This is a genomic window from Streptomyces sp. NPDC102406, from assembly GCF_044765725.1.
Lineage (GTDB): Bacteria > Actinomycetota > Actinomycetes > Streptomycetales > Streptomycetaceae > Streptomyces.
The window spans coordinates 189326-209847 of record NZ_JBIWKP010000005.1; the positions used below are offsets into that span (position 1 = coordinate 189326).

The following is a 20522-nucleotide window of genomic DNA, read 5'->3' on the forward strand; positions in this document are numbered from 1 at the left end:
CCAGGGGGAACGTTGCACAGACAGAAGCAGACCGGGCACAACCGACGCGGCCGTACGCGGCGTGGCGCGGCCGTCGCCTCCGCGGCGGCCGTCGTCGCGCTGACGGCGGGACTGACCGTCCCGTCGGCCGCCGCACCCGTGTCCGCCGCCGCCCACGGCGGCCAGGCCCTGAAGCCGCGGACACACGTCACGCTCATCACCGGTGACCGTGTCGCCCTCGACGCGAAGGGCAAGCCGGTCGGGTTGCAGCGCGCCGAGGGGCGCGCCCACATACCCGTGCAGATACGCAAGGTCGCGGGACACACCTACGTCGTACCGGCCGACGCCCGGCGGCTCATCGCCGAGGGCCGCCTCGACCAGCGCCTCTTCGACGTCACCGAGCTGTCGAAGGCCGCGTACACGAAGGCGCGGCGCAGTGGCCTCAAGGTGATCGTCGGCTATCGGGGCGCGGCCGCCGCGACCCGGGCCGAGGTGCGCGACGCCGGTGACACCACCGTCCGCCACCGCCTCAAGGCGCTCAACGCGGACGCCGTCACCACGCCCAAGGACGACGCGGGCAAGCTGTGGGACGCGGTGACCACCGGCACGGGCGACACCGCCGCCGGGATCAGCCGCATCTGGCTCGACGGCCTGCGCCGCGCGAGCCTCGACACCTCGGTGCCGCAGATCGGCGCGCCCGCGGCCTGGGCCGCCGGGTACGACGGCAAGGGCGTGAAGATCGCCGTCCTGGACACGGGGGTCGCGGCCACGCACCCCGACCTGAAGGGCCAGGTCGTCGAGGAGAAGAACTTCTCGAAGGCCGCCGACGCCACCGACCACTACGGGCACGGCACGCACGTCGCCTCCATCGCGGCCGGCACGGGAGCCAAGTCCGGCGGCGCGTACAAGGGCGTCGCGCCCGGCGCCAAGATCCTCAACGGCAAGGTGCTCGACGACGACGGGTACGGGGACGACTCGGGCATCCTCGCCGGCATGGAGTGGGCCGCCGCGCAGGGCGCCGACATCATCAACCTCAGCCTCGGCGGCGGTGACACCCCCGAGATCGACCCGCTGGAGGCCGAGGTCAACAAGCTGTCGGCGGAGAAGGGCGTCCTGTTCGCCATCGCCGCGGGCAACGAGGGGCCGCAGTCCATCGGTTCGCCCGGCAGCGCGGACGCGGCGCTGACCGTCGGTGCCGTCGACGGCAAGGACAAGCTGGCGGACTTCTCCTCGACGGGGCCGCGCGTCGGTGACGGCGGGATCAAGCCGGACGTGACCGCGCCGGGCGTCGACATCACGGCCGCCGCCGCCCCCGGCAGCGTCATCGCCCAGGAGGTCGGCGAGAAGCCCGCCGGGTATCTCACCATCTCCGGTACGTCGATGGCGACGCCGCACGTCGCGGGCGCCGCGGCGATCCTCAAGCAGGAGCACCCGGACTGGGGCTACCAGCAGTTGAAGGCCGCCCTCGTCGGCTCGGCCAAGGGCGGCGCGTACACGCCGTTCCAGCAGGGCAGCGGCCGTATCCAGGTCGACAAGGCCATCAAGCAGACGGTGTTCGCCGAGAACGTCTCGGTGGGCTTCGGTATCGCGCAGTGGCCCCACACCGACGACAAGGCGCTCACCAAGAAGGTGACGTACCGCAACACCGGGACCAAGGACGTCACGCTCTCCCTCGCGGTGTCGGCCACCGACCCCAAGGGGCAGGCCGCGCCGGCCGGGTTCTTCACGCTGTCCGCAACCAAGGTGACCGTCCCCGCGGGCGGTACCGCCGACGTCTCCCTGACGGCGAACACCAAGCTCGGCGGCACCGTCGACGGCGCGTACTCCGCGTACGTCGTGGCGAGCGGCGGCGGCCAGACCGTGCGCACGGCGGCGGCGGTGCAGCGCGAGATCGAGTCGTACGACGTGACGCTCAAGCACATCGACCGTGACGGCAAGCCCCAGTCGACGTACCTGACCGACCTCTCGGGCTACGCGGGCGCCGGCAGGGACAAGGTGTTCTCCGCGCCGCAGACCGAGTCGGGCGTGGCGAAGCTGCGGGTGCCCAAGGGCACTTACCTCCTGGACGGGCTGCTGGCCAAGGACCTGGAGGAGTTCAAGGGCGGCGTCGACTGGATCGTGCAGCCGAAGCTCTCCGTCACCAAGAACCTGACGCTGACGCTGGACGCCCGCACGACGAAGGCCGCCGACATCACGGTGCCCGACGCCGGGGCGAAGCCGCTCAGCGCGATGGTCGACTACAGCTACGAGCCGGCTCTCGGCGGGTTCTCCATCATGGCGGACTCGTTCGCGAACATCCGGGTGGCGCCGCTCGGCGGCACGGTCTCCGGCGGTCTGACGCAGAACTGGTTCGGGCAGTTCGCCAAGGGCGACGGCACCGAGTACGACGTGGCGACCAGCGCCGCGGTCCCGCAGCTCCAGGGCGCCAAGGTCAAGCACTACAAGGCGTCCGAACTGGCCACCGTCACCAACAAGCTGGGCGCTCCCGCCGACGGCAAGAGCGGGACGCTCGGCGTCACCGGCATGTTCCCCGAGGACGCCATGTTCGGCGTGCCCGTCGAGCAGAAGCTGCCCGCCACCCGCACCCTGCACCTGTCGACCGGCGACCAGATCCAGTGGGGTCTGGACTTCACGCAGTTCGCGGGCAAGGACGCCGACGGTTTCCCGATCGGGGAAGCCTTCTACACGCTCGGTGACCCGCAGACCTTCAAGGCGGGCAAGAGCTACGCGAAGACGTTCAACAGGGCCGTGTTCGGGCCGCGCATCGACGGCGAGTACGGCGTCTTCCGCGAAGGCGACGAGCTGTACGGGTACCTGCCGCTGTTCGCCGACAACCAGTCCCACGTGGGCTCGTCGGAGTACACCTCCGTCGTCACGACGCTCTACCGCGACGGCACGAAGGTCGCCTCCGGCGCCGACACGCTGATGGGCGAGCGGGGCTACAAGGTTCCGGCGGCCGACGCCGCGTACAAGCTGACGACCTCGGTCAAGCGTGACGCGAAGGTCTCGCCTGCCTCCAGCCGCATCGACGCGACCTGGACGTTCCGCTCCAAGAAGTCGGCCGAGCTGGTCCAGCTCCCGGTGTCCGGGGCCCGGTTCGGTGCCTCCGTCGGACTCGACAGCAAGGGCGCGGCGAACCGGCCGCAGACCTTCCCGGTCACGGTCCAGGGCGCCGCCGCGGGCAGCAACCTCAAGTCCCTCGCCGTGTACGTCTCGTACGACAGCGGCAAGAACTGGCGGAAGACCGACGTGAAGCGGGGCATGGTCACCGTCAAGAACCCGGCGGCGGGCAAGTCGATCTCGTTCCGCGCCGACATCGTCGACAAGAAGGGCAACACGTCGACCGTCTCGGTCTACGACGCGTACTACGGGAAGCCGCTCACGTAGCGCTCCCGCACACGCGGTGGACGCGCGGGCATTACGCCCAGCGCGGATACGGCGGGCGGCCCGTTCCGGCTCATGGCCGGGGCGGGCCGTCCGTGTTTCGCTGGCCGCCATGACGACTCAGACGGTCGAGTACATCCGCTACCACATCCCCGAGGACCGCTCGGCGCAGTTCCTGGCCGCCTACACGCGCGCGGCCCGGCAGCTCGCGGCGTCCCCGCACTGTGTGTCCTACGAACTCGCCCGCTGCGAGGAGGACTTCGAGCACTTCGTCCTGCGCATCGTCTGGACCTCCACCGAGGACCACGTGGAGGGCTTTCGCACCTCCGGCCGGTTCCGGGACTTCCTCGCCGAGATCCGCCCCTACGTCGGCGACATCCAGGAGATGCGCCACTACAAGCCGACCACCGTACGCGGCACGGGCTCGGCCGAACCCACCCTCTACGCCTGGGCGGGCGGCGCCGAGGCACTGACCCGCCTCACCACCGTCTTCTACGCCGAGGTCCTCAAGGACGACCTGCTCGGCCCGCTCTTCGCCGATCTCCCCGCCGAGCACGCCGAGCACGTGGCGCGCTGGCTGGGCGAGGTCTTCGGCGGCCCCGCCGCCTACACGGAGCAGCACGGCGGGCACAGCCACATGGTCGCCAAGCACATCGGCAAAGGCATCACGGAGCCGCAGCGCCGCCGCTGGGTCGCCCTCATCCAGGACGCCGCGGACGAGGCGGGCCTGCCCACGGACCCGGCGTTCCGCTCCGCGTTCAGCGCCTACGTCGAGTGGGGCACACGCCTGGCCGTCCACTTCTCGGCCCCCGGCGCGAGCCGCCCGCCCGAGCAGCCCGTGCCGCTGTGGACATGGGGCGCGGCGCCACCGTACCGGCGCTGACAGAGTCGCTGGCGGCGCTCACTCGGGCAGGGGGGCGTCCTCCGCGGGCACCGCGTCCGCGCCCCAGCTCGCCAGCAGGCGCAACGCCTCCGAGGCCGGCGAGTTCGGCTCCGCGTGGTAGACGCACAGGTACTGCTCGTCGTCGTCCGGCAGATGCAGCGTCTCGTAGGACAGGGTCAGCTCGCCGACCAGCGGATGCCGCATCCGCTTCACGCCGTGCCCCTTCTCCTTGACGTCGTGGGTGGCCCACAGCCGCCTGAACTCGTCGCTCTTGACGGACAGTTCCCCCACGAGCGCCGACAGCTCCGGGTCGTCCGGGTGCTGGCCCGCGTACAGCCGCAGATAGCTGACCATGTCGGAGGCCTTGGAGTCCCAGTCACGGAACAGGTCACGGTAGCCCGGGTCGAGGAACGTCAGCCGCGCCCAGTTCCGTTCGGCCGGGGCGAGCCTGCCCCAGTCGCCGAAGAGGGCCGCCGCCATCCGGTTCCACGCGAGGATCTCGGAGCGCGCCCCGGCCACGTACGCGGGCACGCCCTCCATCGAGTCCAGCAACTGCCGCAGCCCCGTCCGCACCGTCTGCCGTCGCGGCACCCGGTTCCTGCTGCGCTGCTGCCGCGGCTTGGCGAGCCGCGTCAGATGCGCCTGCTCGGCGTCGCTGAGCCGCAGGGCGCGCCCGATCGCGTCGAGCACCTCGGCCGACACGTTGCGCCCGTTGCCCTGCTCCAGACGTGTGTAGTACGCCACGGAGACCCCGGCGAGCTGCGCCAGCTCCTCACGGCGCAGCCCCGGCACCCGCCGGTGGCGCCCCATGGAGGCGATCCCCACGTCCTCCGGCTTGAGCCGGGCCCGCCGGGTGCGCAGGAACTCGCTCAGCTCGGCCCGCTGGTCGAGGCCGTCGGCCGCGGCGGAACCCGCCGGACGGTCGGGGTGATCGGAGTGGTCGGCTCGCTCGTCCATGCGTCCAAGTATTCCCGGTCCTACGCCCACGAGCCTGACCCCGTCAGTAGTAGGACCGCTGGACGTACGCAAAGCGGTGACCTGGGTGAACAGGCTTCCAAGGGGCACCCTGGAGACCATGACCACGACTGTTGCCGCATACGCCGCGCCCAGCTCCAAGGCTCCGCTGGAGCGCACCACCATCGAGCGCCGTACGGTCGGCGAGCACGACGTACTGATCGACATCAAGTTCGCCGGTATCTGCCACTCCGACATCCACCAGGCCCGCGAGGGCTGGGGCGAGGCCATCTTCCCGATGGTCCCGGGCCACGAGATCGCCGGTGTCGTCTCCGAGGTCGGCCCCGGCGTGACCAAGTTCAAGGTCGGCGACCGCGTCGGCGTCGGCTGCATGGTCGACTCCTGCCGCGAGTGCGAGCCCTGCCTGAGCGGCCAGGAGCAGCACTGCGTCCGCGGGAACGTGGGCACGTACAACGCCATCGGCAAGGACGGCGAGCCCACCTACGGCGGCTACTCGCAGAAGGTCGTCGTCGACGAGGCGTTCACGCTCCGCATCCCGGACGGCATCTCCCTCGACGTGGCCGCCCCGCTGCTCTGCGCCGGCATCACCACGTACTCCCCGCTCAAGCACTGGGGCGCGGGCCCCGGCAAGAAGGTCGCCGTGGTCGGTCTCGGCGGCCTCGGCCACATGGGTGTCAAGATCGCGCACGCGCTCGGCGCGGAGGTCACCGTCCTCTCCCAGTCGCTGCGCAAGAAGGACGACGGCCTGAAGCTGGGCGCCGACCACTACTACGCGACCAGCGACCCGAAGACCTTCCAGGACCTGGCGGGCACCTTCGACATCATCCTGTCCACGGTGTCGGCGCAGGTCGACTTCGGCGCGTACCTGAGCCTGCTCAAGACGGGCGGCGCCCTGGTCAACGTCGGCGCCCCCGAGGAGCCGATCTCCCTCAACCTGTTCTCCCTCATCGGCGGCAACAAGACCCTCGCCGGTTCGATGATCGGCGGCATCGCCGAGACCCAGGAGATGCTCGACTTCTGCGCCGAGCACCACCTGGGCGCGGAGATCGAGTTGATCGAGGCCAGCCAGGTCAACGAGGCGTACGAGCGCGTCCTCAACTCGGACGTGCGCTACCGCTTCGTGATCGACGCGGCGACGATCTGACCGTTCCGGTCTTACGTCCGAGGTAATCGACGCCCTCCCCGGCGCCCGGCAGGATGCGGACATCTGCTCCACCGGACCCGAGGAGGGCGTTTCCCATGACTGCCTACGCGATAGCCGTACTGCGTCCCGAGCCCGGCCCGCTCCACCCCGACGTGCTCACGTACATCGAACGCGTCCAGGGCACGTTCGCCCCGTACGGCGGCCGGTTCCTCTCCCACGGCAAGAGGAGCGAGTACGTGGAGGGGGAGTGGCACGGCGACATGGTCATCGTCGGCTTCCCGGACCTGGCGCGGGCCCACGAGTGGTACGCGTCGCCCGCCTACCAGGAGATCGTGCGGCTGCGGGCCGACCACATCCCGGGCGAGATGGTGTTCGTCGAGGGCGTGCCCGCCGACTACGACGCGTCGCGCACGGCGGCGGCCATGCGCGACGCGTCGTGAGTGGTCGGTGCGGCGGTCAGCGGCACTCCGGTACGCCCGGCATCCAGGCCGGTCCCGACAGGAAGATGTTGCTGATCCACCCCTGTTGCTGCGGGAGGTAGGACCAGGCGTCGTTGGTGATGTCGCCGTAGGTCACCGAGCCCGGCGGCGGCTCGGACTCGCCACAAGTTGACGTGAACCGCCTGCGTCGGCCATCTCCGCGGCCAGGTAGTAGGGGCGGATGAGCGGTACGCGGCTGACGTCCACGCGGATCGCTTCCGCGGCCTCGCGGGCGTAGGGGCTGCGGGGACGCGGTGGCGGTTGCGGCGGTGGGGGAGGAGTGGCGCGGGGTTCGATGTGCACGCGGCGGCGGCGACCGGTGCCCGGCAGGAACGCTTCGAGCAGAGCCCGGACGAAGCCCCTCACGGCGCGGCTTCGGTGGCCAGTTCGCACCACACGGTCTTGCCACCGGCCCCCTGTTCCACGCCCCAGCGCAGCGCGAGCGCCCCGACGAGGGTGAGACCCCGGCCGCACTCGTCGGTCAGCGTGGCGTGCATGAGTACGGGCAGGGCGCGCGGGTCGGGGTCGGTCACCTCGACGCGGGTGCGGTCGCTGTCCGTGACGTAGACCCGTACGGAGACGGGGGTGCCCTCGCCGAGGTGGTCGATGACGTTGGTCATCAACTCCGAGGCGCAGAGCCGTACTTCGTAGTCGTGGGCGCGGAGGTGGTGGCGTACCTCGGGCACGAGCGGGGTCACCTTCCTGAGCGCACTGTGACGATTCGCTCACACTGTGACGTCGCGCTGCGTACCGTGACGAGGGTTTCGAGTACGCGGCATGAGCTGCGGAAGCCCCCCACACGGCGGTGAGCGATGGCACGACGCAAGGACATCGACGGCTCGATGAGCGTCCCGACGTTCTACGGCAAGGAGCTGAGGTGGAAGCGGGAGGCGGCGGGCCTGTCGCTGGAGGAGCTGGTCGAGGGCAGCTTCTACGGAAAGTCGCTGCTCAGCGACATCGAGCGCGGTGAGCGCCGGATGCCGATGGAGCTGGCTCAGCATGTGGATCGAGTCCTGGGTACGGATGGGTACTTCGCGCGGGGTTGTGAGGACGTCGGCAGGGCGCGGCGGGGGCCGCATGCCGCGTACTTCCAGCAGGTGCTGGAAGCCGAGCGGCATGCGGAGACAATCGAGGAGTGGTGCCCCAGCACCATCCCCGGCCTGCTTCAACTCGCGCCGTACGCGCGGGCACAGGTCCGGGCGGCCCACCCCATGGCCGCCGACGACTGGATCGAGGAGAAGGTCACTGCCCGCCTCGCGCGTGCCCGCCTCTTCGAGGAGCACCACAACACCCCCGAGTACTGGGCGATCCTGCACGAGTCGCTGCTGACGGACCCGGTGGTTCCGGCGCCCGACATGGCCATGCAGCTCGACCGCATCGCGGAGCTGGCTCATCGCCACCGGATCGTTCCGCAGGTCGTTCTGCGGAAGCCCGGCCCGTATCCCTTGATGGCTGCGTCCATCAAGGTCATGGGCTTCCTGGATGCTCCGCCGCTCGTCTATCTAGAGGCTTCGTACAGCGGCACGACCATCGACGATCCAGCCCTCGTGAAGCAGTACCGCAAGGCATACGATCGGCTCAGGGCCGTCGCCCAGTCACCGGACGCGTCCCTGGCCATGATCGAGTCAGCGACGGAGGAATACCGAAGTGGCAAGCAGCCGGACCGACTTGAGTGACGCGCTCTGGTTCAAGAGCAGCTTCAGCAACGGTGACGGCGGTGATTGCGTCGAGGTCGCCCGCGACTTCCCCGGCGCTGCCCATTGGCGCAAGTCCAGTCACAGCAACGGCGATGGCGGCAACTGCGTCGAAATCGCCGAGGGCACCCCTGGCATCGTCCCAGTCCGTGACTCCAAGAACCCGGACGGCCCCGCGATGATAGTGGGCGCCCCCGCATGGGTTCCGTTCATCGCATCGCTCAGGGGCAAAGGCCCGTCGGCCTGACCGACGGGCCGTGCGTCACGTGGCGATACCGGGTACGAGCGCCACCAGGCCCGAGAGAAAGCTGCCCACTGCCGCGAGCGTGACCAGGGCGGCCTTGCCGTCGGAGAACAATCCGGAGCAGAACTCCCGCACGCGTCGGCGAAAAATCAGCATCTTGAGCTTCTGCCAGCGGTGCTGATGGATGTGGCAGCCCATGAGGATGCCGGTCGCATTGTTGCGGCAGCCGTCGCTCCGTCCTCTGACCGGAGCGCCGCACGTCACGGGGGCTTGGAAGAAGGTCCAGAGGAGGACCACGGCGGACAGGGTGACGATCACCGCCGGTCCTGCCGCTTCATTGATCCAAGCGGCAATGAGGAGAGCGCCGGCCAAGAGGCCCCACCACTGTCTCAAGCCACCGAGCCCACTGTTCCTTGCCCCCGAAGTCGCCATATTCGTAATGGTGGCGAGGGGCGTAGCGCATCATGCAGTGAACGGGCGGTATGGCCAAAACTGATGGATAGGACGGCTGGTCATATGTGCCTGTGCCATGCCGCTGGTCTACCTGGCGGCCGCAGCACAACTGGCCGGGCGCAAAGGCCTCGTCGACGCGGAACACCGCCGCCCGTACGATCGGCGCAGGGACAACGTCCCGGGCTGTCATCGAAGCGGCTGCAGAGGATGACCGAAAATGGCGAGTGAATGGACCGACTTGAGTGGCGCACTCTGGTTGAGCAGTAGCTACAGCAACGGCGACGGCGGCCACTGCGTCGAGATCGCTGAAGGCTCCCCGGGAATCGTCCCGGTCCGCGACAGCAAGAACCCCACCGGCCCCGTCATCGTCGTCGCCGACACGACTTGGTCCGCGTTCATCGCAAACCTGCGCTGAGCGACGCCCGGGGCATCAAGTGGGCGACGCCACCAGATGCGCCGTCAATACTTCATGCCCCGGGTACGACCGCTCCGCCGGGAGCAACGCACCCGCCGCCTCCGCATCACCCCCGGCGACCAGCTCTCGTATGTCCCGCACGCGCGGCGTCACATCCGTGACCGACACCAGCCACTCATCCGCGTACCGCCGAACCGCCTCCCCGGAGAGCCCGAGCTGCAACGACCGGTGCGGAAGCGGTCGCAGCGACAGATCCCGCTCCGGGTCCCACTGCACCCGCGCAGGCGCCTGCCGCAACTCCCGTTTCCAGGCCGCATGATCGGCGTGCACCCCGGCCTCGTAACTCGACAGGCACGCGTTCCGCAGCGCCCACTCGAACCCGGCCCGCTGGATCTCCACGGCGAGTACGACCTCCTGCCCCGCCTTCGTGCCCCAGCCGCACCGGTACATCATCCACAGGAAAGACGGCTTGATCCACGTCATCCGGTCCCGCTTCCACGCGCTGGGGAAGCGGCCGTCGCGCGCGGCCCGCAGACCGATCTCCGGCGGGTACGCCTGATAGACGGTCACTGTGGAATCGGTATAGCGGGCCCGGATCTCATGCCGGGGAATCGCCTCACTCATGCCGGACAGAATGAGCGCCCCACCCTTCCGCCCGCCACCGGATAACTCAGGCCCGCAAGCTCGCCGGACTCCCCCCATTCGCCTCGAACCCCGCGACCGCGAGCGCCCGGTACACCGCGTACGACGCCGCCGGGTCCTCCTCCGCCGTCCACGGGATCGCGCCCACGTGGCCGTCCACGTGGACCAGTTGCCGCATCGCCTCCGACCAGCGTTCGGCGCGGACCAGGAAGAAGACGAGGAGGTGGCGGACGTGGGCGAGCATCGGGTCGTCGGGGCGGGCGGCGGAGACCGCGAACAGGGCGCCGTGGAGCGCCTTCCGCACGACCTCGCTCTCGTAGAAGCCGCGGACGAGGTTCAGGTCGGGCATGTGCTCGTACAGCGCGAACAACGGCAGGGCCGCGAGGAGTGAGCCGCGCGGGGCGCGGGCCGCGGCGGCCTCGGCGAACGCGAACGCCTCCTCGCGCGAGCCGTGCCACTTCTCCGTCCAGTAGCGCAGGCCCGCGAGATGCGCGCCCATGTGGCCGGGGGCCGTGTCGAGGATCTTCAGCCACAACTGTTCGAACTCGGGGCGGGAGTAGCCGAGCCCCCGTGCCACCGCGAGGTGCGTGATGTGCGGGACCGGGTCGCCGGGGGCCAGCAGAGCCGCCTGTTCGCAGGCGGCCCGCGCCTCCTCCAGGATGATCCGCTGTTCGTCCGGCGTCCCCCCGTCGCGCCAGGCCTGCTGCACCAGGAACTCGGCGAAGACCTGCGCCCCGCCCGCGTCCTTGGGCTGCTGCGCCCGCCAGGCGTGCAGCCATCCCGCGCCCAGGCGCGGCGTCTGCCGCAGCTCAAGGGCGGCGGCGCCCGCGATCGCCTGCACCCGTTCCCACCTGGTCTCGGTCTCCTTGCCGGTCCCGGCGAGCAGTTGCGAGGCCGCGGTGAAGTCCTGGTTGCGCTGGACGACGGCCATCGCGTCGAGGAGGTCCTGGTCGGGGCCGGGGAGGCGGACGTCCAGCTCCTCCTGGCGGACGAAGCCGTAGTTCTCCGGGTCCGCGGCGTCGGGCGATCCCGGGGCGACCTGACGGATGCCGCCACCGCCGCCGCGCCGCCGCAGCATCACCACCCAGGCGATCATCAGCACGGCCATCAGGACCCAGAGAATTCCCATGCCTTCAAAGTTAGCCGAGGCGGCCGACAGGCCGCGGCGGCACTACTCTCGGGGTACATGAGCGACACCCACAGCCACAACGGCGCCCCTCGCGGGTTCGAGACGACCGCCATCCACGCCGGGAACACGGCCGACCCCGTCACCGGCGCCGTCGTCCCGCCGATCTACCAGGTCTCCACGTACAAGCAGGACGGCGTCGGGGGCCTGCGCGGCGGTTACGAGTACAGCCGCAGCGCCAACCCGACCCGCACCGCCCTGGAGGAGAACCTCGCCGCGCTGGAGGGAGGCCGGCGCGGCCTCGCCTTCGCCTCGGGGCTCGCCGCCGAGGACTGCCTCCTGCGCACCCTGCTGAGCCCGGGCGACCACGTGGTCATCCCGAACGACGCGTACGGCGGCACGTTCCGCCTCTTCGACAAGGTCGTCTCGCGGTGGGGCGTGCAGTGGTCCGTCGCCGACACGAGCGACGTCGACTCCGTGCGCGCCGCTATCACCCCGAGGACCAAGGCCGTCTGGGTCGAGACGCCCTCGAACCCGCTGCTCGGCATCACCGACATCGCCGCCGTCGCCCAGGTGGCCCGCGAGGCCGGTGCCCGCCTCGTCGTCGACAACACCTTCGCCAGCCCCTACCTCCAGCAGCCCCTGGCGCTCGGCGCGGACGTCGTCGTGCACTCCATGACGAAGTACATGGGCGGCCACTCGGACGTGGTCGGCGGCGCGCTCGTCGTGAGCGACCAGGCGCTCGCCGACGACCTGGCCTACCACCAGAACGCGATGGGCGCCGTGTGCGGCCCCTTCGACGCCTGGCTCGTCCTGCGCGGCATCAAGACGCTGCCCGTGCGCATGGACCGGCACAGCGAGAACGCGACCCGCGTCGCCGACATGCTCAGCCGCCACCCGCGCGTCACGAAGGTCCTCTACCCGGGGCTGCCCGAGCACCCGGGCCACGAGATCGCCGCCAAGCAGATGAAGGCGTTCGGCGGCATGGTGTCCTTCCGGGTCGAGGGCGGCGAGGAAGCGGCCGTCGCGGTCTGCGACCGCGCGAAGCTGTTCACGCTCGGCGAGTCGCTGGGCGGCGTCGAGTCCCTCATCGAGCACCCCGGCCGCATGACGCACGCGTCCGTCGCGGGCTCGGACCTCGAAGTGCCCGCCGACCTCGTCCGCCTGTCCGTGGGCATCGAGTCGGCCGACGACCTCCTGGCCGACCTCCAGCAGGCGCTCGACACCCGCCCGTAGCCACGGTCACCAGCCGGTCAGGGGTGGAGTCGTCTTCGCGGGCGGCTCCACCCACGGCCGCGCCATCGTCGCCCAGACCACGAACGCCACCACCGCGGCGAACAGGACCAGCCACACAAGGCGCCACATGATCCGTCGGCGCCGCAGCGCGCGGTCGCCCCTGCGCACCGCCTCCGCGCACAGGTCGGCCGGGACCGTCGGCGGCGGCGCCGCGTCGAGCACCGCCCTGACCGTCGCCTCCTCGCGCTCCTGAAGGCTCATGCCGGTGCCGTCCCGGGCAGTTCGGCGGGCGCGGGCCCGCGCGGCGGATGCAGAGCGAGGGCCATCGCGCGCGCGTGCAGCGCCCGTACGCGCTCCGGAGGCAAGCCGAGCAGGGCCGCCACCTGTTCCTCGCCGACGCCCTCGAACAACCGCAGTACGAGGACCAGCCGCTCCTGCGGCGACAGATGCCCCAGCACACCACCACCACGGTGCCCGCGATGCCGGTGCCAGGACCAGTGCCATGCCCCGTGCGCGAAGCGGACGCCTATCTCCGTGCGGACGCAGTCGTAGGGATCCTCACCCCGAAGACGGTCCCAGGAGGCGTACGTATGGGCGAGTGCGACCGTGAGCAGCTTCCGCGCGCGCGGGTTGTCATCATGTCGCTCGGCGGTGAGCAGGGTCGCGGCATGCAGCAGCCGCCCTGCCGCGCCCGCGACGAACGCCTCGAACTCCCGGGCCCGGCGGGCGTTCCTGAATGCCTGCCGTTCGCGCACGCTTCATATGAGGCCCGCCGCGGCCCCCTGGTCAAGAGGTGGGAGCCACGGCACCACGCGCGCGTGCCCGGGGGGTCTCAGGAGTCGGCGGAGGGCGCGGGCTGACCCGACTGACGTGCGGACAGGGCGCTGTTGAAGCGCGTGAGGAGCGCACAGAACTGCTCGCGCTCCTGCGGCTCCCACTCCTCCGTGAGCTGGGCCATCAGTTCCCGCCTCGACGAGCGGACCTCGTCGAGGCGTGCCAGGCCGCGCGGCGAGAGCTGGAGCACGACGGCGCGGCCGTCCTCCGGGTGGGACGTGCGCTTGACCAGACCCGTGTCGACGAGCGGGGCGACCTGGCGGGTCACCGTCGAGGAGTCGATCCCCATGCTCGACGCGAGCGCCTTGACACCCATCGGGCCTTCCTTGTCGAGGCGGTTGAGCAGCAGATACGCGGCGCGGTCCATCGAATTGCGCACCTGCCCGACGCCGCCGAGCCGGGTCTGCTCGGCGCGGCGGGCGAAGACCGCCACCTCGTGCTGGAGCGTTTCGAGGAGGCCGGTGTCGCCGGCGGTCGTCATGTCCATCGTTTCCTGTGGTGTGGGCATGGCCGGGGGCTCACTTCATGCGTGGGTGGTGGATTGCACTGGACAACGAGATTGGCCCACAGGGTACGCGGCGAAAGCGCTGGCCGTACCGGCGCTGCGCAATCCGGTCTCGGAGCGTGAACATCCCGGGAGACGTACGCCGTGAGCTGCGAGACTTCGGTCATGAGCTACAACGCGTCTGACTCCTTGCCGCACCCTCTGCCCGCCGTGACCCTCGACGACGTACGCGGCGCTCAGAAGATGCTCTCCGGAGTGGCGCGGCTGACCTCGATGGCCCACAGCCACCACCTCTCGCGGCTGCTCAGCACCCCCGTCCACCTCAAGTGCGAGAACCTTCAGCGGACCGGCTCCTTCAAGCTGCGGGGAGCCTATGTGCGCATCGCCGGGCTGCGGCCCGAGGAGCGGGCCGCAGGGGTCGTCGCCGCGAGCGCGGGCAACCACGCGCAGGGCGTGGCCCTCGCCTCCTCGCTCCTGGGCGTGCGCTCCACGGTGTTCATGCCGGTCGGCGCGCCCCTGCCCAAGGTCGCCGCGACCCGCGAGTACGGCGCGCAGGTGCGCCTGCACGGACAGGTGGTCGACGAGACGCTGGCCGCGGCGCAGGAGTACGCGCGCGAGACCGGCGCCGTCTTCATCCACCCCTTCGACCACCCGGACATCGTCGCGGGCCAGGGCACGCTCGGCCTGGAGATCCTGGAGCAGTGCCCGGAGGTGCGCACCCTCGTCGTGGGCATCGGCGGCGGCGGTCTCGCGGCGGGCGTCGCCGTCGCGGTGAAGGCGGTGCGCCCCGACGTGCGGGTCATCGGCGTGCAGGCGGAGGGCGCGGCGGCGTACCCGCCCTCGCTGGCGGCGGGCCGTCCCGTGCCCCTCCCGCACCCGGCGGTGACCATGGCCGACGGCATCAAGGTGGGCCGCCCCGGCGATGTCCCCTTCGCGCTCGTCCGCGACCTGGTCGACGAGGTCCGCACGGTGTCGGAGGACGCTCTGGCGAGCGCGCTGCTGCTGTGCCTGGAGCGCGCCAAGATGGTCGTCGAACCGGCGGGGGCGAGCCCCGTGGCGGCGCTGCTGAGCGAGCCCGACGCCTTCGAGGGCCCGGTGGTCGCGCTGCTGTCCGGCGGCAATGTCGACCCGCTCCTCATGCAGCGTGTCCTCACCCGCGGCATGGCGGCGGCGGGCCGCTATCTCTCGCTGCGCCTGCGGCTGACCGACCGTCCCGGCGCCCTGGCCTCGATCCTCGGGGTGTTGTCAGTGGCGGACGCTAACGTCCTCGATGTGAGCCACGTACGGACCGATCCCCGGCTGGGGCTCACGGAGGCGGAGGTGGAGTTGCACCTGGAGACCAAGGGTCCCGAGCACTGCGCCGAGGTCGAGGCCGTGTTGCGCGAGGCGGGTTACACGGTCATCGGCTGACGCGGCCGGGAGGCGGCGTCGGCGAAGCGGTCGGGAGATCCGGGAAACCGGTTGAAGAGACGCGATACATCGCGATACGGTGTGGTCCGCGTCACTCGTTCGCCGGGCACCGCCATCCCGGCAAACCTAGACTTTCCACACACCAAGGCACCACCAGGTAACGCGGTCACTCATCGTCACTCATGGACAAATGGGGGAACCAATGCCAGGCGCCATCCACGCCGAAGGTCTGGTCAAGACCTTCGGCGACGTCAGGGCCCTGGACGGGGTTGATCTGGACGTACCAGAAGGCACCGTCCTGGGCCTGCTCGGCCCCAACGGAGCGGGCAAGACGACAGCGGTCCGCTGCCTCACGACGCTGCTCACGCCGGACAGCGGCAAGGCGGTCGTCGCGGGCATCGACGTACTGAAGAATCCGAACGAGGTGCGGCGCTCGATCGGCCTGTCCGGGCAGTTCGCCGCGGTCGACGAGTATCTGACGGGCCGGGAGAACCTCCAGATGGTCGGCCAGCTCTACCAGATGAAGGCCAAGGAGGCGAAGGCGCGGGCGGCCGAGCTCCTGGACCGGTTCCACCTCGCGGACGCCGCCGACCGCCCCTCCAAGACGTACTCCGGCGGCATGCGCCGCCGCCTCGACCTCGCCGCCGCGCTCGTCGTCTCGCCCCCGGTCATGTTCATGGACGAACCGACCACCGGCCTCGACCCCCGCAACCGGCAGCAACTGTGGGAAGTCATCCAGGAGTTGGTCGCCGGTGGCACGACGCTGCTGCTGACCACCCAGTACCTGGAAGAGGCCGACCACCTGGCGCACGACATCTGCGTCGTCGACCACGGACGCGTCATCGCCCGCGGCACCTCCGACCAGCTCAAGGCGCAGACCGGCGGCGAGCGCGTCGAGGTCGTCGTGCACGAGCGGGAGCACATCGACACCGCCCGCCAGATCCTGGCCGGCTTCGGCAAGGGCGAGACCGCCGTCGAGGAGCACACCCGCAAGCTGACCGTCCCGGTCACCGGCGGCGCCAAGCTGCTCGCCGAGGTCATCCGCGAGCTCGACGCCCGCGGCATCGAGATCGACGACATCGGCCTGCGCCGGCCCACCCTGGACGACGTGTTCATCTCGCTGACCGGCCATGTGGCGGAGGAGACGGCGGAGCCCGACGGGCCCGGGACGTCCGAGCAGGAGAAGGAGGCCCGCGCATGAGCGTCGTCAGCGACAGCGTGCGCGCACCGCGCGCCAAGGGCGGCCCCGGCCAGTCCGTCCGCGACTCACTGGTCGTCGCCAAACGCAATCTGATCCGGATGACCCGCATCCCCGAGATGCTGCTCTTCGGCGTCATCCAGCCGGTGATGTTCGTCGTCCTCTTCACGTACGTCTTCGGCGGCTCCATGAGCGTCGGCGGCTCCACCGACCCGGACGTCTACAAGAACTTCCTGATGGCGGGCATCTTCGCGCAGACGGTCACGTTCGCCACCGCCGGTTCCGCCGCGGGCATCGCCGACGACATGCAGAAGGGGCTCGTCGACCGGTTCCGCTCCCTGCCCATGGCCCGCGGCGCGGTCCTGACCGGCCGCACCGTCGCCGACCTCGTGCAGACCTCCATCACGCTGCTCGTCCTCGCGGTCGTCGCCCTGCTCGTGGGCTGGCGCACCGGCTCGGCGGACCCGACCAACGCGGGACGGATCCTGGGCGGCTTCGCCCTGCTGCTCCTGCTCGGGTACGCGTTCACATGGATCGGCGCGTTGATCGGCCTGTCCGTGCGGACCCCGGAGGCGGCGACCTCGGGCGGCATCATCTGGCTGTTCCCGGTGACGTTCATCTCCAACGCGTTCGTGGACACCGGCATGATGACGCCCTGGCTGCGGCACGTCGCCGACTGGAACCCCTTCAGCGCGACCGTGCAGGCGTGCCGTGTCCTCTTCGGCAACCCCGGGGTGTCGCAGTCCAGCGCCTGGCCCATGCAGCACCCGGTGTGGGCGTCCCTGATCTGGTCCGTCGTGATCGTCGTCGTCTTCCGTACGCTCGCGGTCCGCAAGTACCGCGACGCGACGGCCTGACCGGCACATGCCGAGGCCCCCCGGAGCAGGCGTTCGTCCGCTCCGGGGGGCCTCGGCATGATCACCGGAGGCGTCAGCCGTTGTACGGCTCCGCCGTGAGGATCTTGACGGACGCGAGCTTGCCGTTCGGCAGCTCGTACTGCGCGTCCTCACCGACCTTCTTGCCGTTCACGCCCGTGCCCAGGGGCGACTGCGGCGAGTACGTCTCGATGTCGGAGCTCGCGTACTCGCGGGAGGCGAGCAGGAAGCTCATGGTGTCGTCCTCGTCGCCGTCGAAAGCGATCGTGACGACCATGCCCGGCGCGACGACTCCTGTCGCAGCGGGCGCCTCACCGACCTTGGCCTTCTCCAGGAGCTGGGTGAGCTGGCGGATGCGGAGCTCCTGCTTGCCCTGCTCCTCCTTGGCGGCGTGGTACCCGCCGTTCTCCCGCAGGTCGCCCTCCTCGCGCGCCGCCGCGATCTTCGCGGTGACTTCCTCGCGCGCGGGACCAGACAGGTACGCCAGCTCGTCCTTGAGCTTGGTGTACGCCTCCTGCGTCAGCCAGGTGACGTCTTCGCTGGTCTGGGTCACAGGTCGCTCCTCGTAGGTACTGGGAATACAAAGCATCGCCCTACCCAGAAGGATGTTCCCTCACGGGTGGGCGAAACCACGAGCCTAACAATTCAGCGGTCGAAGGGGGAGGACATATGGCCGCAGATTTACGTCGAAGCAGGTCAGCGGCGACGTACTGGCCCAGAACGGGGGGCGCGTCAGTCGGCGTGGCAGCCGACGAGCTCCGCGGTCGTGCCCCGCCCGGCCGTGCGCAGCGTGACGACCTTGTCGATCCGCTCCTCGTGCTGCGCGAAGCGGAAGTCCGCGCGGCCCACCTCGGTACCGTCCGCGCTCTGCGAGCGGACCGTGCAGTAGCCGCTCGCACCGGAGTCCTTGCGGATCTCCAGGTGCACCTTGACGCTGTCGGGGTACGACTTGAAGGCGATGACCTCACCGCTGAACTTGTTGCCCGCGACGTAGTACCAGCCGAACCAGCACATCATCGCGGCGAAGAGGGTCCCGAGGACGATCGCGGCGATCTTCAGCTTCCGGTCCGCGCGGGCGTCGGCCGAGCGTGATGCCCCGTAGCGGCCCTCCGGAAGCTGCTGCACGGCGCTCATCGGCCAGTTCCTCTCGCCTCGCCCGCCAACATCCGGGCACCGGAATTTTCCGCCCCCCGGTTCGGTCACTATAGAAGCGCCCATCGCGCCGAATCACACCAGGGCGCCTTAATTCACCAAGGATCTTGTCTTGACTGAGCAGCTACGACTGATGGCCGTTCACGCCCACCCCGACGACGAGTCGTCGAAGGGCGCGGCCACCATGGCCAAGTACGTGTCCGAGGGGGTGGACGTGCATGTCGTGACCTGCACGGGAGGCGAGCGCGGCTCCATCCTCAACCCGAAGCTCCAGGGCGACACGTACATCGAGGAGCACATCCACGAAGTACGCCGCAAGGAGATGGAGGAGGCCCGCGAGATCCTCGGCGTCAAGCAGGACTGGCTGGGCTTCGTCGACTCCGGACTGCCCGAGGGCGACCCCCTGCCCCCGCTGCCCGAAGGCTGTTTCGCCCTGGAGGACGTCGACTACGCGGCCGGCCGTCTGGTGCGCCAGATCCGCTCCTTCCGTCCCCAGGTCATCACGACGTACGACGAGAACGGCGGGTATCCGCACCCCGACCACATCATGACCCACAAGATCACGATGGTGGCCTTCGACGGTGCGGCCGACGCCGAGAAGTACCCCGAGGCCGAGTTCGGCCCGGTCTTCCAGCCGAGCAAGCTCTACTACAACCAGGGCTTCAACCGGCCGCGCACCGAGGCGCTGCACAACGCGATGATCGAGCGCGGCCTGGAGTCGCCGTACGCGGACTGGCTCAAGCGCTGGGACGAGTTCGAGCGGGTCGAGCGCACGCTGACCACGCACGTTCCGTGCGCCGACTTCTTCGAGATCCGCGACAAGGCGCTGATCGCGCACGCCACGCAGATCGATCCGGACGGCGGCTGGTTCCGGGTGCCGATGGAGATCCAGAAGGAGGTCTGGCCCACCGAGGAGTACGAGCTGGCGAAGTCGCTCGTCGATACCTCCCTCCCCGAGGACGACCTCTTCGCGGGCGTCCGTCACAATGCCTGATGTGACATCGAATCTGGCAATGACCCATCTCGTCCCTCTTGCCGCGCAGGAGGTCGACGAGAACAAGGTGACTCCGGGTGTGCTCGGCTTCATCGTCTTCGCGGTGATGGCGCTGGCCGTCTGGGGCCTGATGAAGTCGATGAACCGGCACATGGGCAAGGTCGACTTCAAGGAGAAGGCGGGGGCCGAGCCGGTCGCCGCCGACGCCGGCAAGGCGCCCGAGCGCTCCTGAGAACCCGGCTCCGGTGACTTTCCGGGCGTGCCCGCGATGAGTTCCGCGGGCGCGCCGGGTCGTACAGGTATGACTTCCGACAGCCCTGTACTGATGCACGCGGTCGTCTCCGTGGATGGGTTCATCGCCGACGCCGACGACCAGGTCGGGCCTCTGTTCGACTGGTACGGCAACGGCGACACGCCGCTGGGTGACAGCGGCGGATTCCGGATCTCGAAGGCGTCCGCCGCGTACACGCAGCCCATGTGGGACAGCATCGGCGTGACGATCATGGGCCGGCGCCTCTTCGACCTCACGAACGGCTGGGACGCCGAGCCCCCGGCCGGTGAGCACGTCGTCGTGGTCTCGCACCGGCCCCGCCCCGCCGACTGGCACCCCGAGGCGTCCCACTACCACTTCGCCGCCGACGTGCCCGAGGCCGTCGCCCGCGCCAAGGAGCTGGCGGGCGGCCGGGCCGTGGCGCTCACCGCGGGCGACATCGGCGGCCAGGCGTTCGCCCTCGGCCTCGTCGACGTCGTGGCCATGGACGTCGCCCCCGTCTTCTTCGGCTCCGGCAAGCGCTACTTCGGCTCCGCCGACACCCCGCGCCTCCTCGACGACCCGCACGTGGTGATCCGGGGCGACCGGGTCCTGCACCTCCAGTACCGGGTGCGCGAGGCGTCGTAGGG

Annotated in this window: 24 protein-coding genes; 14 read left to right on the forward strand and 10 right to left on the reverse strand. The window is 70.2% G+C overall.

Annotated features, from left to right (window positions below; all coding sequences use genetic code 11):
• Positions 1-12 precede the first annotated feature (12 nt).
• Positions 13-3366, forward strand: a complete 3354-nt coding sequence (locus ACIRF8_RS22035; protein WP_404217118.1) for a S8 family peptidase — start codon at positions 13-15, stop codon at positions 3364-3366.
• A gap of 109 nt (positions 3367-3475) precedes the next feature.
• Positions 3476-4246 (forward strand): group II truncated hemoglobin, encoded by a 771-nt coding sequence (locus ACIRF8_RS22040; RefSeq protein WP_404217119.1) that lies wholly within the window; start codon positions 3476-3478, stop codon positions 4244-4246.
• An 18-nt stretch (positions 4247-4264) separates the two neighbouring features.
• Here ACIRF8_RS22040 and ACIRF8_RS22045 read toward each other — a convergent pair whose 3' ends face one another.
• Complete coding sequence (locus ACIRF8_RS22045) at positions 4265-5203, reverse strand: helix-turn-helix domain-containing protein (RefSeq protein ID WP_404217120.1); 939 nt, start codon at positions 5201-5203, stop codon at positions 4265-4267.
• A gap of 118 nt (positions 5204-5321) precedes the next feature.
• On the opposite strand from ACIRF8_RS22045, the gene ACIRF8_RS22050 reads away from it, so the two are divergent.
• Positions 5322-6365, forward strand: a complete 1044-nt coding sequence (locus ACIRF8_RS22050; RefSeq protein WP_404217121.1) for an NAD(P)-dependent alcohol dehydrogenase — start codon at positions 5322-5324, stop codon at positions 6363-6365.
• A gap of 95 nt (positions 6366-6460) precedes the next feature.
• A complete protein-coding gene (locus tag ACIRF8_RS22055; protein WP_404217122.1) occupies positions 6461-6805 on the forward strand; it encodes a DUF1330 domain-containing protein in 345 nt (114 codons plus the stop codon).
• Positions 6806-7206: 401 nt separating this feature from the next.
• On the opposite strand, the gene ACIRF8_RS22060 is transcribed toward ACIRF8_RS22055, so the two are convergent.
• A complete protein-coding gene (locus tag ACIRF8_RS22060) occupies positions 7207-7530 on the reverse strand; it encodes an ATP-binding protein (RefSeq protein ID WP_404217123.1) in 324 nt (107 codons plus the stop codon).
• A 126-nt stretch (positions 7531-7656) separates the two neighbouring features.
• On the opposite strand from ACIRF8_RS22060, the gene ACIRF8_RS22065 reads away from it, so the two are divergent.
• Positions 7657-8520 carry a helix-turn-helix transcriptional regulator gene (locus ACIRF8_RS22065; protein WP_404217124.1) on the forward strand — a complete coding sequence of 288 codons (864 nt, stop codon included), beginning with the start codon at positions 7657-7659 and terminating at the stop codon, positions 8518-8520.
• Positions 8513-8785, forward strand: a complete 273-nt coding sequence (locus tag ACIRF8_RS22070) for a DUF397 domain-containing protein (RefSeq protein WP_404217125.1) — start codon at positions 8513-8515, stop codon at positions 8783-8785. Before ACIRF8_RS22065 ends, ACIRF8_RS22070 begins: the two co-directional genes overlap by 8 nt.
• A gap of 15 nt (positions 8786-8800) precedes the next feature.
• Here ACIRF8_RS22070 and ACIRF8_RS22075 read toward each other — a convergent pair whose 3' ends face one another.
• Positions 8801-9100, reverse strand: coding sequence for a hypothetical protein (locus ACIRF8_RS22075; RefSeq protein WP_404217126.1), 300 nt, complete (start codon positions 9098-9100; stop codon positions 8801-8803).
• Positions 9101-9491: 391 nt separating this feature from the next.
• Between ACIRF8_RS22075 and ACIRF8_RS22080 the strand changes: the two genes are divergently transcribed.
• Positions 9492-9650, forward strand: coding sequence for a DUF397 domain-containing protein (locus ACIRF8_RS22080; protein ID WP_404217127.1), 159 nt, complete (start codon positions 9492-9494; stop codon positions 9648-9650).
• Between the two features lie 15 nt (positions 9651-9665).
• On the opposite strand, the gene ACIRF8_RS22085 is transcribed toward ACIRF8_RS22080, so the two are convergent.
• Together ACIRF8_RS22085 and ACIRF8_RS22090 are read right to left on the reverse strand one after the other, a co-directional pair.
• On the reverse strand, positions 9666-10274 hold the full coding sequence (locus ACIRF8_RS22085) for a DUF4291 domain-containing protein (protein ID WP_404217129.1): 609 nt from the start codon (positions 10272-10274) through the stop codon (positions 9666-9668).
• A 46-nt stretch (positions 10275-10320) separates the two neighbouring features.
• Positions 10321-11421, reverse strand: a complete 1101-nt coding sequence (locus tag ACIRF8_RS22090; protein ID WP_404217130.1) for a hypothetical protein — start codon at positions 11419-11421, stop codon at positions 10321-10323.
• A gap of 57 nt (positions 11422-11478) precedes the next feature.
• Between ACIRF8_RS22090 and ACIRF8_RS22095 the strand changes: the two genes are divergently transcribed.
• On the forward strand, positions 11479-12654 hold the full coding sequence (locus tag ACIRF8_RS22095; protein WP_404217131.1) for a cystathionine gamma-synthase: 1176 nt from the start codon (positions 11479-11481) through the stop codon (positions 12652-12654).
• Between the two features lie 6 nt (positions 12655-12660).
• Here ACIRF8_RS22095 and ACIRF8_RS22100 read toward each other — a convergent pair whose 3' ends face one another.
• From ACIRF8_RS22100 to ACIRF8_RS22110, 3 genes are all read right to left on the reverse strand, one after another.
• A complete protein-coding gene (locus tag ACIRF8_RS22100) occupies positions 12661-12915 on the reverse strand; it encodes a hypothetical protein (RefSeq protein WP_404217132.1) in 255 nt (84 codons plus the stop codon).
• On the reverse strand, positions 12912-13409 hold the full coding sequence (locus ACIRF8_RS22105; RefSeq protein ID WP_404217133.1) for a sigma factor-like helix-turn-helix DNA-binding protein: 498 nt from the start codon (positions 13407-13409) through the stop codon (positions 12912-12914). Before ACIRF8_RS22105 ends, ACIRF8_RS22100 begins: the two co-directional genes overlap by 4 nt.
• A gap of 77 nt (positions 13410-13486) precedes the next feature.
• Positions 13487-13975, reverse strand: coding sequence for a MarR family winged helix-turn-helix transcriptional regulator (locus ACIRF8_RS22110; RefSeq protein WP_404217522.1), 489 nt, complete (start codon positions 13973-13975; stop codon positions 13487-13489).
• A 183-nt stretch (positions 13976-14158) separates the two neighbouring features.
• On the opposite strand from ACIRF8_RS22110, the gene ilvA reads away from it, so the two are divergent.
• The 3 genes from ilvA (at position 14159) to ACIRF8_RS22125 (ending at position 17458) form a co-directional block, all read left to right on the forward strand.
• Positions 14159-15403 (forward strand): threonine ammonia-lyase, encoded by a 1245-nt coding sequence (gene ilvA, locus ACIRF8_RS22115; protein WP_404217134.1) that lies wholly within the window; start codon positions 14159-14161, stop codon positions 15401-15403.
• Positions 15404-15605: 202 nt separating this feature from the next.
• Positions 15606-16604 (forward strand): ATP-binding cassette domain-containing protein, encoded by a 999-nt coding sequence (locus ACIRF8_RS22120; protein ID WP_404217135.1) that lies wholly within the window; start codon positions 15606-15608, stop codon positions 16602-16604.
• Positions 16601-17458, forward strand: coding sequence for an ABC transporter permease (locus ACIRF8_RS22125; RefSeq protein ID WP_404217136.1), 858 nt, complete (start codon positions 16601-16603; stop codon positions 17456-17458). Before ACIRF8_RS22120 ends, ACIRF8_RS22125 begins: the two co-directional genes overlap by 4 nt.
• A gap of 73 nt (positions 17459-17531) precedes the next feature.
• Here the strand turns inward: ACIRF8_RS22125 and greA are convergent, their stop codons facing one another.
• The gene (gene greA / locus ACIRF8_RS22130; RefSeq protein WP_404217137.1) at positions 17532-18029 is read right to left on the reverse strand and encodes a transcription elongation factor GreA; all 498 of its coding nucleotides are present in this window, start codon (positions 18027-18029) and stop codon (positions 17532-17534) included.
• Between the two features lie 179 nt (positions 18030-18208).
• Positions 18209-18610, reverse strand: coding sequence for a DUF4307 domain-containing protein (locus ACIRF8_RS22135; RefSeq protein ID WP_404217139.1), 402 nt, complete (start codon positions 18608-18610; stop codon positions 18209-18211).
• A 130-nt stretch (positions 18611-18740) separates the two neighbouring features.
• Between ACIRF8_RS22135 and mca the strand changes: the two genes are divergently transcribed.
• The 3 genes from mca to ACIRF8_RS22150 all read left to right on the forward strand — a co-directional run bounded on the left by mca (position 18741) and on the right by ACIRF8_RS22150 (position 20520).
• Positions 18741-19622: a mycothiol conjugate amidase Mca gene (mca, locus tag ACIRF8_RS22140; RefSeq protein ID WP_404217140.1), complete on the forward strand. Its 882-nt coding sequence runs from the start codon at positions 18741-18743 to the stop codon at positions 19620-19622.
• Positions 19615-19854, forward strand: a complete 240-nt coding sequence (locus ACIRF8_RS22145; protein ID WP_404217141.1) for a hypothetical protein — start codon at positions 19615-19617, stop codon at positions 19852-19854. Before mca ends, ACIRF8_RS22145 begins: the two co-directional genes overlap by 8 nt.
• A 69-nt stretch (positions 19855-19923) precedes the next feature.
• Positions 19924-20520, forward strand: coding sequence for a dihydrofolate reductase family protein (locus ACIRF8_RS22150; protein ID WP_404217142.1), 597 nt, complete (start codon positions 19924-19926; stop codon positions 20518-20520).
• Positions 20521-20522 lie beyond the last annotated feature (2 nt).

Coding starts and splice junctions, on each gene's coding strand:
- ACIRF8_RS22055 (WP_404217122.1), top strand. CDS start 6,461: ATGACTGCCTACGCGATAGCCGTACTGCGTCCCGAGCCCGGCCCGCTC.
- ACIRF8_RS22120 (WP_404217135.1), top strand. CDS start 15,606: ATGCCAGGCGCCATCCACGCCGAAGGTCTGGTCAAGACCTTCGGCGAC.
- ilvA (WP_404217134.1), top strand. CDS start 14,159: ATGAGCTACAACGCGTCTGACTCCTTGCCGCACCCTCTGCCCGCCGTG.
- ACIRF8_RS22135 (WP_404217139.1), bottom strand. CDS start 18,610: ATGAGCGCCGTGCAGCAGCTTCCGGAGGGCCGCTACGGGGCATCACGC.
- ACIRF8_RS22065 (WP_404217124.1), top strand. CDS start 7,657: ATGGCACGACGCAAGGACATCGACGGCTCGATGAGCGTCCCGACGTTC.
- ACIRF8_RS22040 (WP_404217119.1), top strand. CDS start 3,476: ATGACGACTCAGACGGTCGAGTACATCCGCTACCACATCCCCGAGGAC.
- ACIRF8_RS22150 (WP_404217142.1), top strand. CDS start 19,924: ATGACTTCCGACAGCCCTGTACTGATGCACGCGGTCGTCTCCGTGGAT.
- ACIRF8_RS22045 (WP_404217120.1), bottom strand. CDS start 5,203: ATGGACGAGCGAGCCGACCACTCCGATCACCCCGACCGTCCGGCGGGT.
- ACIRF8_RS22095 (WP_404217131.1), top strand. CDS start 11,479: ATGAGCGACACCCACAGCCACAACGGCGCCCCTCGCGGGTTCGAGACG.
- ACIRF8_RS22125 (WP_404217136.1), top strand. CDS start 16,601: ATGAGCGTCGTCAGCGACAGCGTGCGCGCACCGCGCGCCAAGGGCGGC.
- ACIRF8_RS22050 (WP_404217121.1), top strand. CDS start 5,322: ATGACCACGACTGTTGCCGCATACGCCGCGCCCAGCTCCAAGGCTCCG.
- ACIRF8_RS22090 (WP_404217130.1), bottom strand. CDS start 11,421: ATGGGAATTCTCTGGGTCCTGATGGCCGTGCTGATGATCGCCTGGGTG.
- ACIRF8_RS22085 (WP_404217129.1), bottom strand. CDS start 10,274: ATGAGTGAGGCGATTCCCCGGCATGAGATCCGGGCCCGCTATACCGAT.
- ACIRF8_RS22145 (WP_404217141.1), top strand. CDS start 19,615: ATGCCTGATGTGACATCGAATCTGGCAATGACCCATCTCGTCCCTCTT.
- ACIRF8_RS22110 (WP_404217522.1), bottom strand. CDS start 13,975: ATGGACATGACGACCGCCGGCGACACCGGCCTCCTCGAAACGCTCCAG.
- ACIRF8_RS22100 (WP_404217132.1), bottom strand. CDS start 12,915: ATGAGCCTTCAGGAGCGCGAGGAGGCGACGGTCAGGGCGGTGCTCGAC.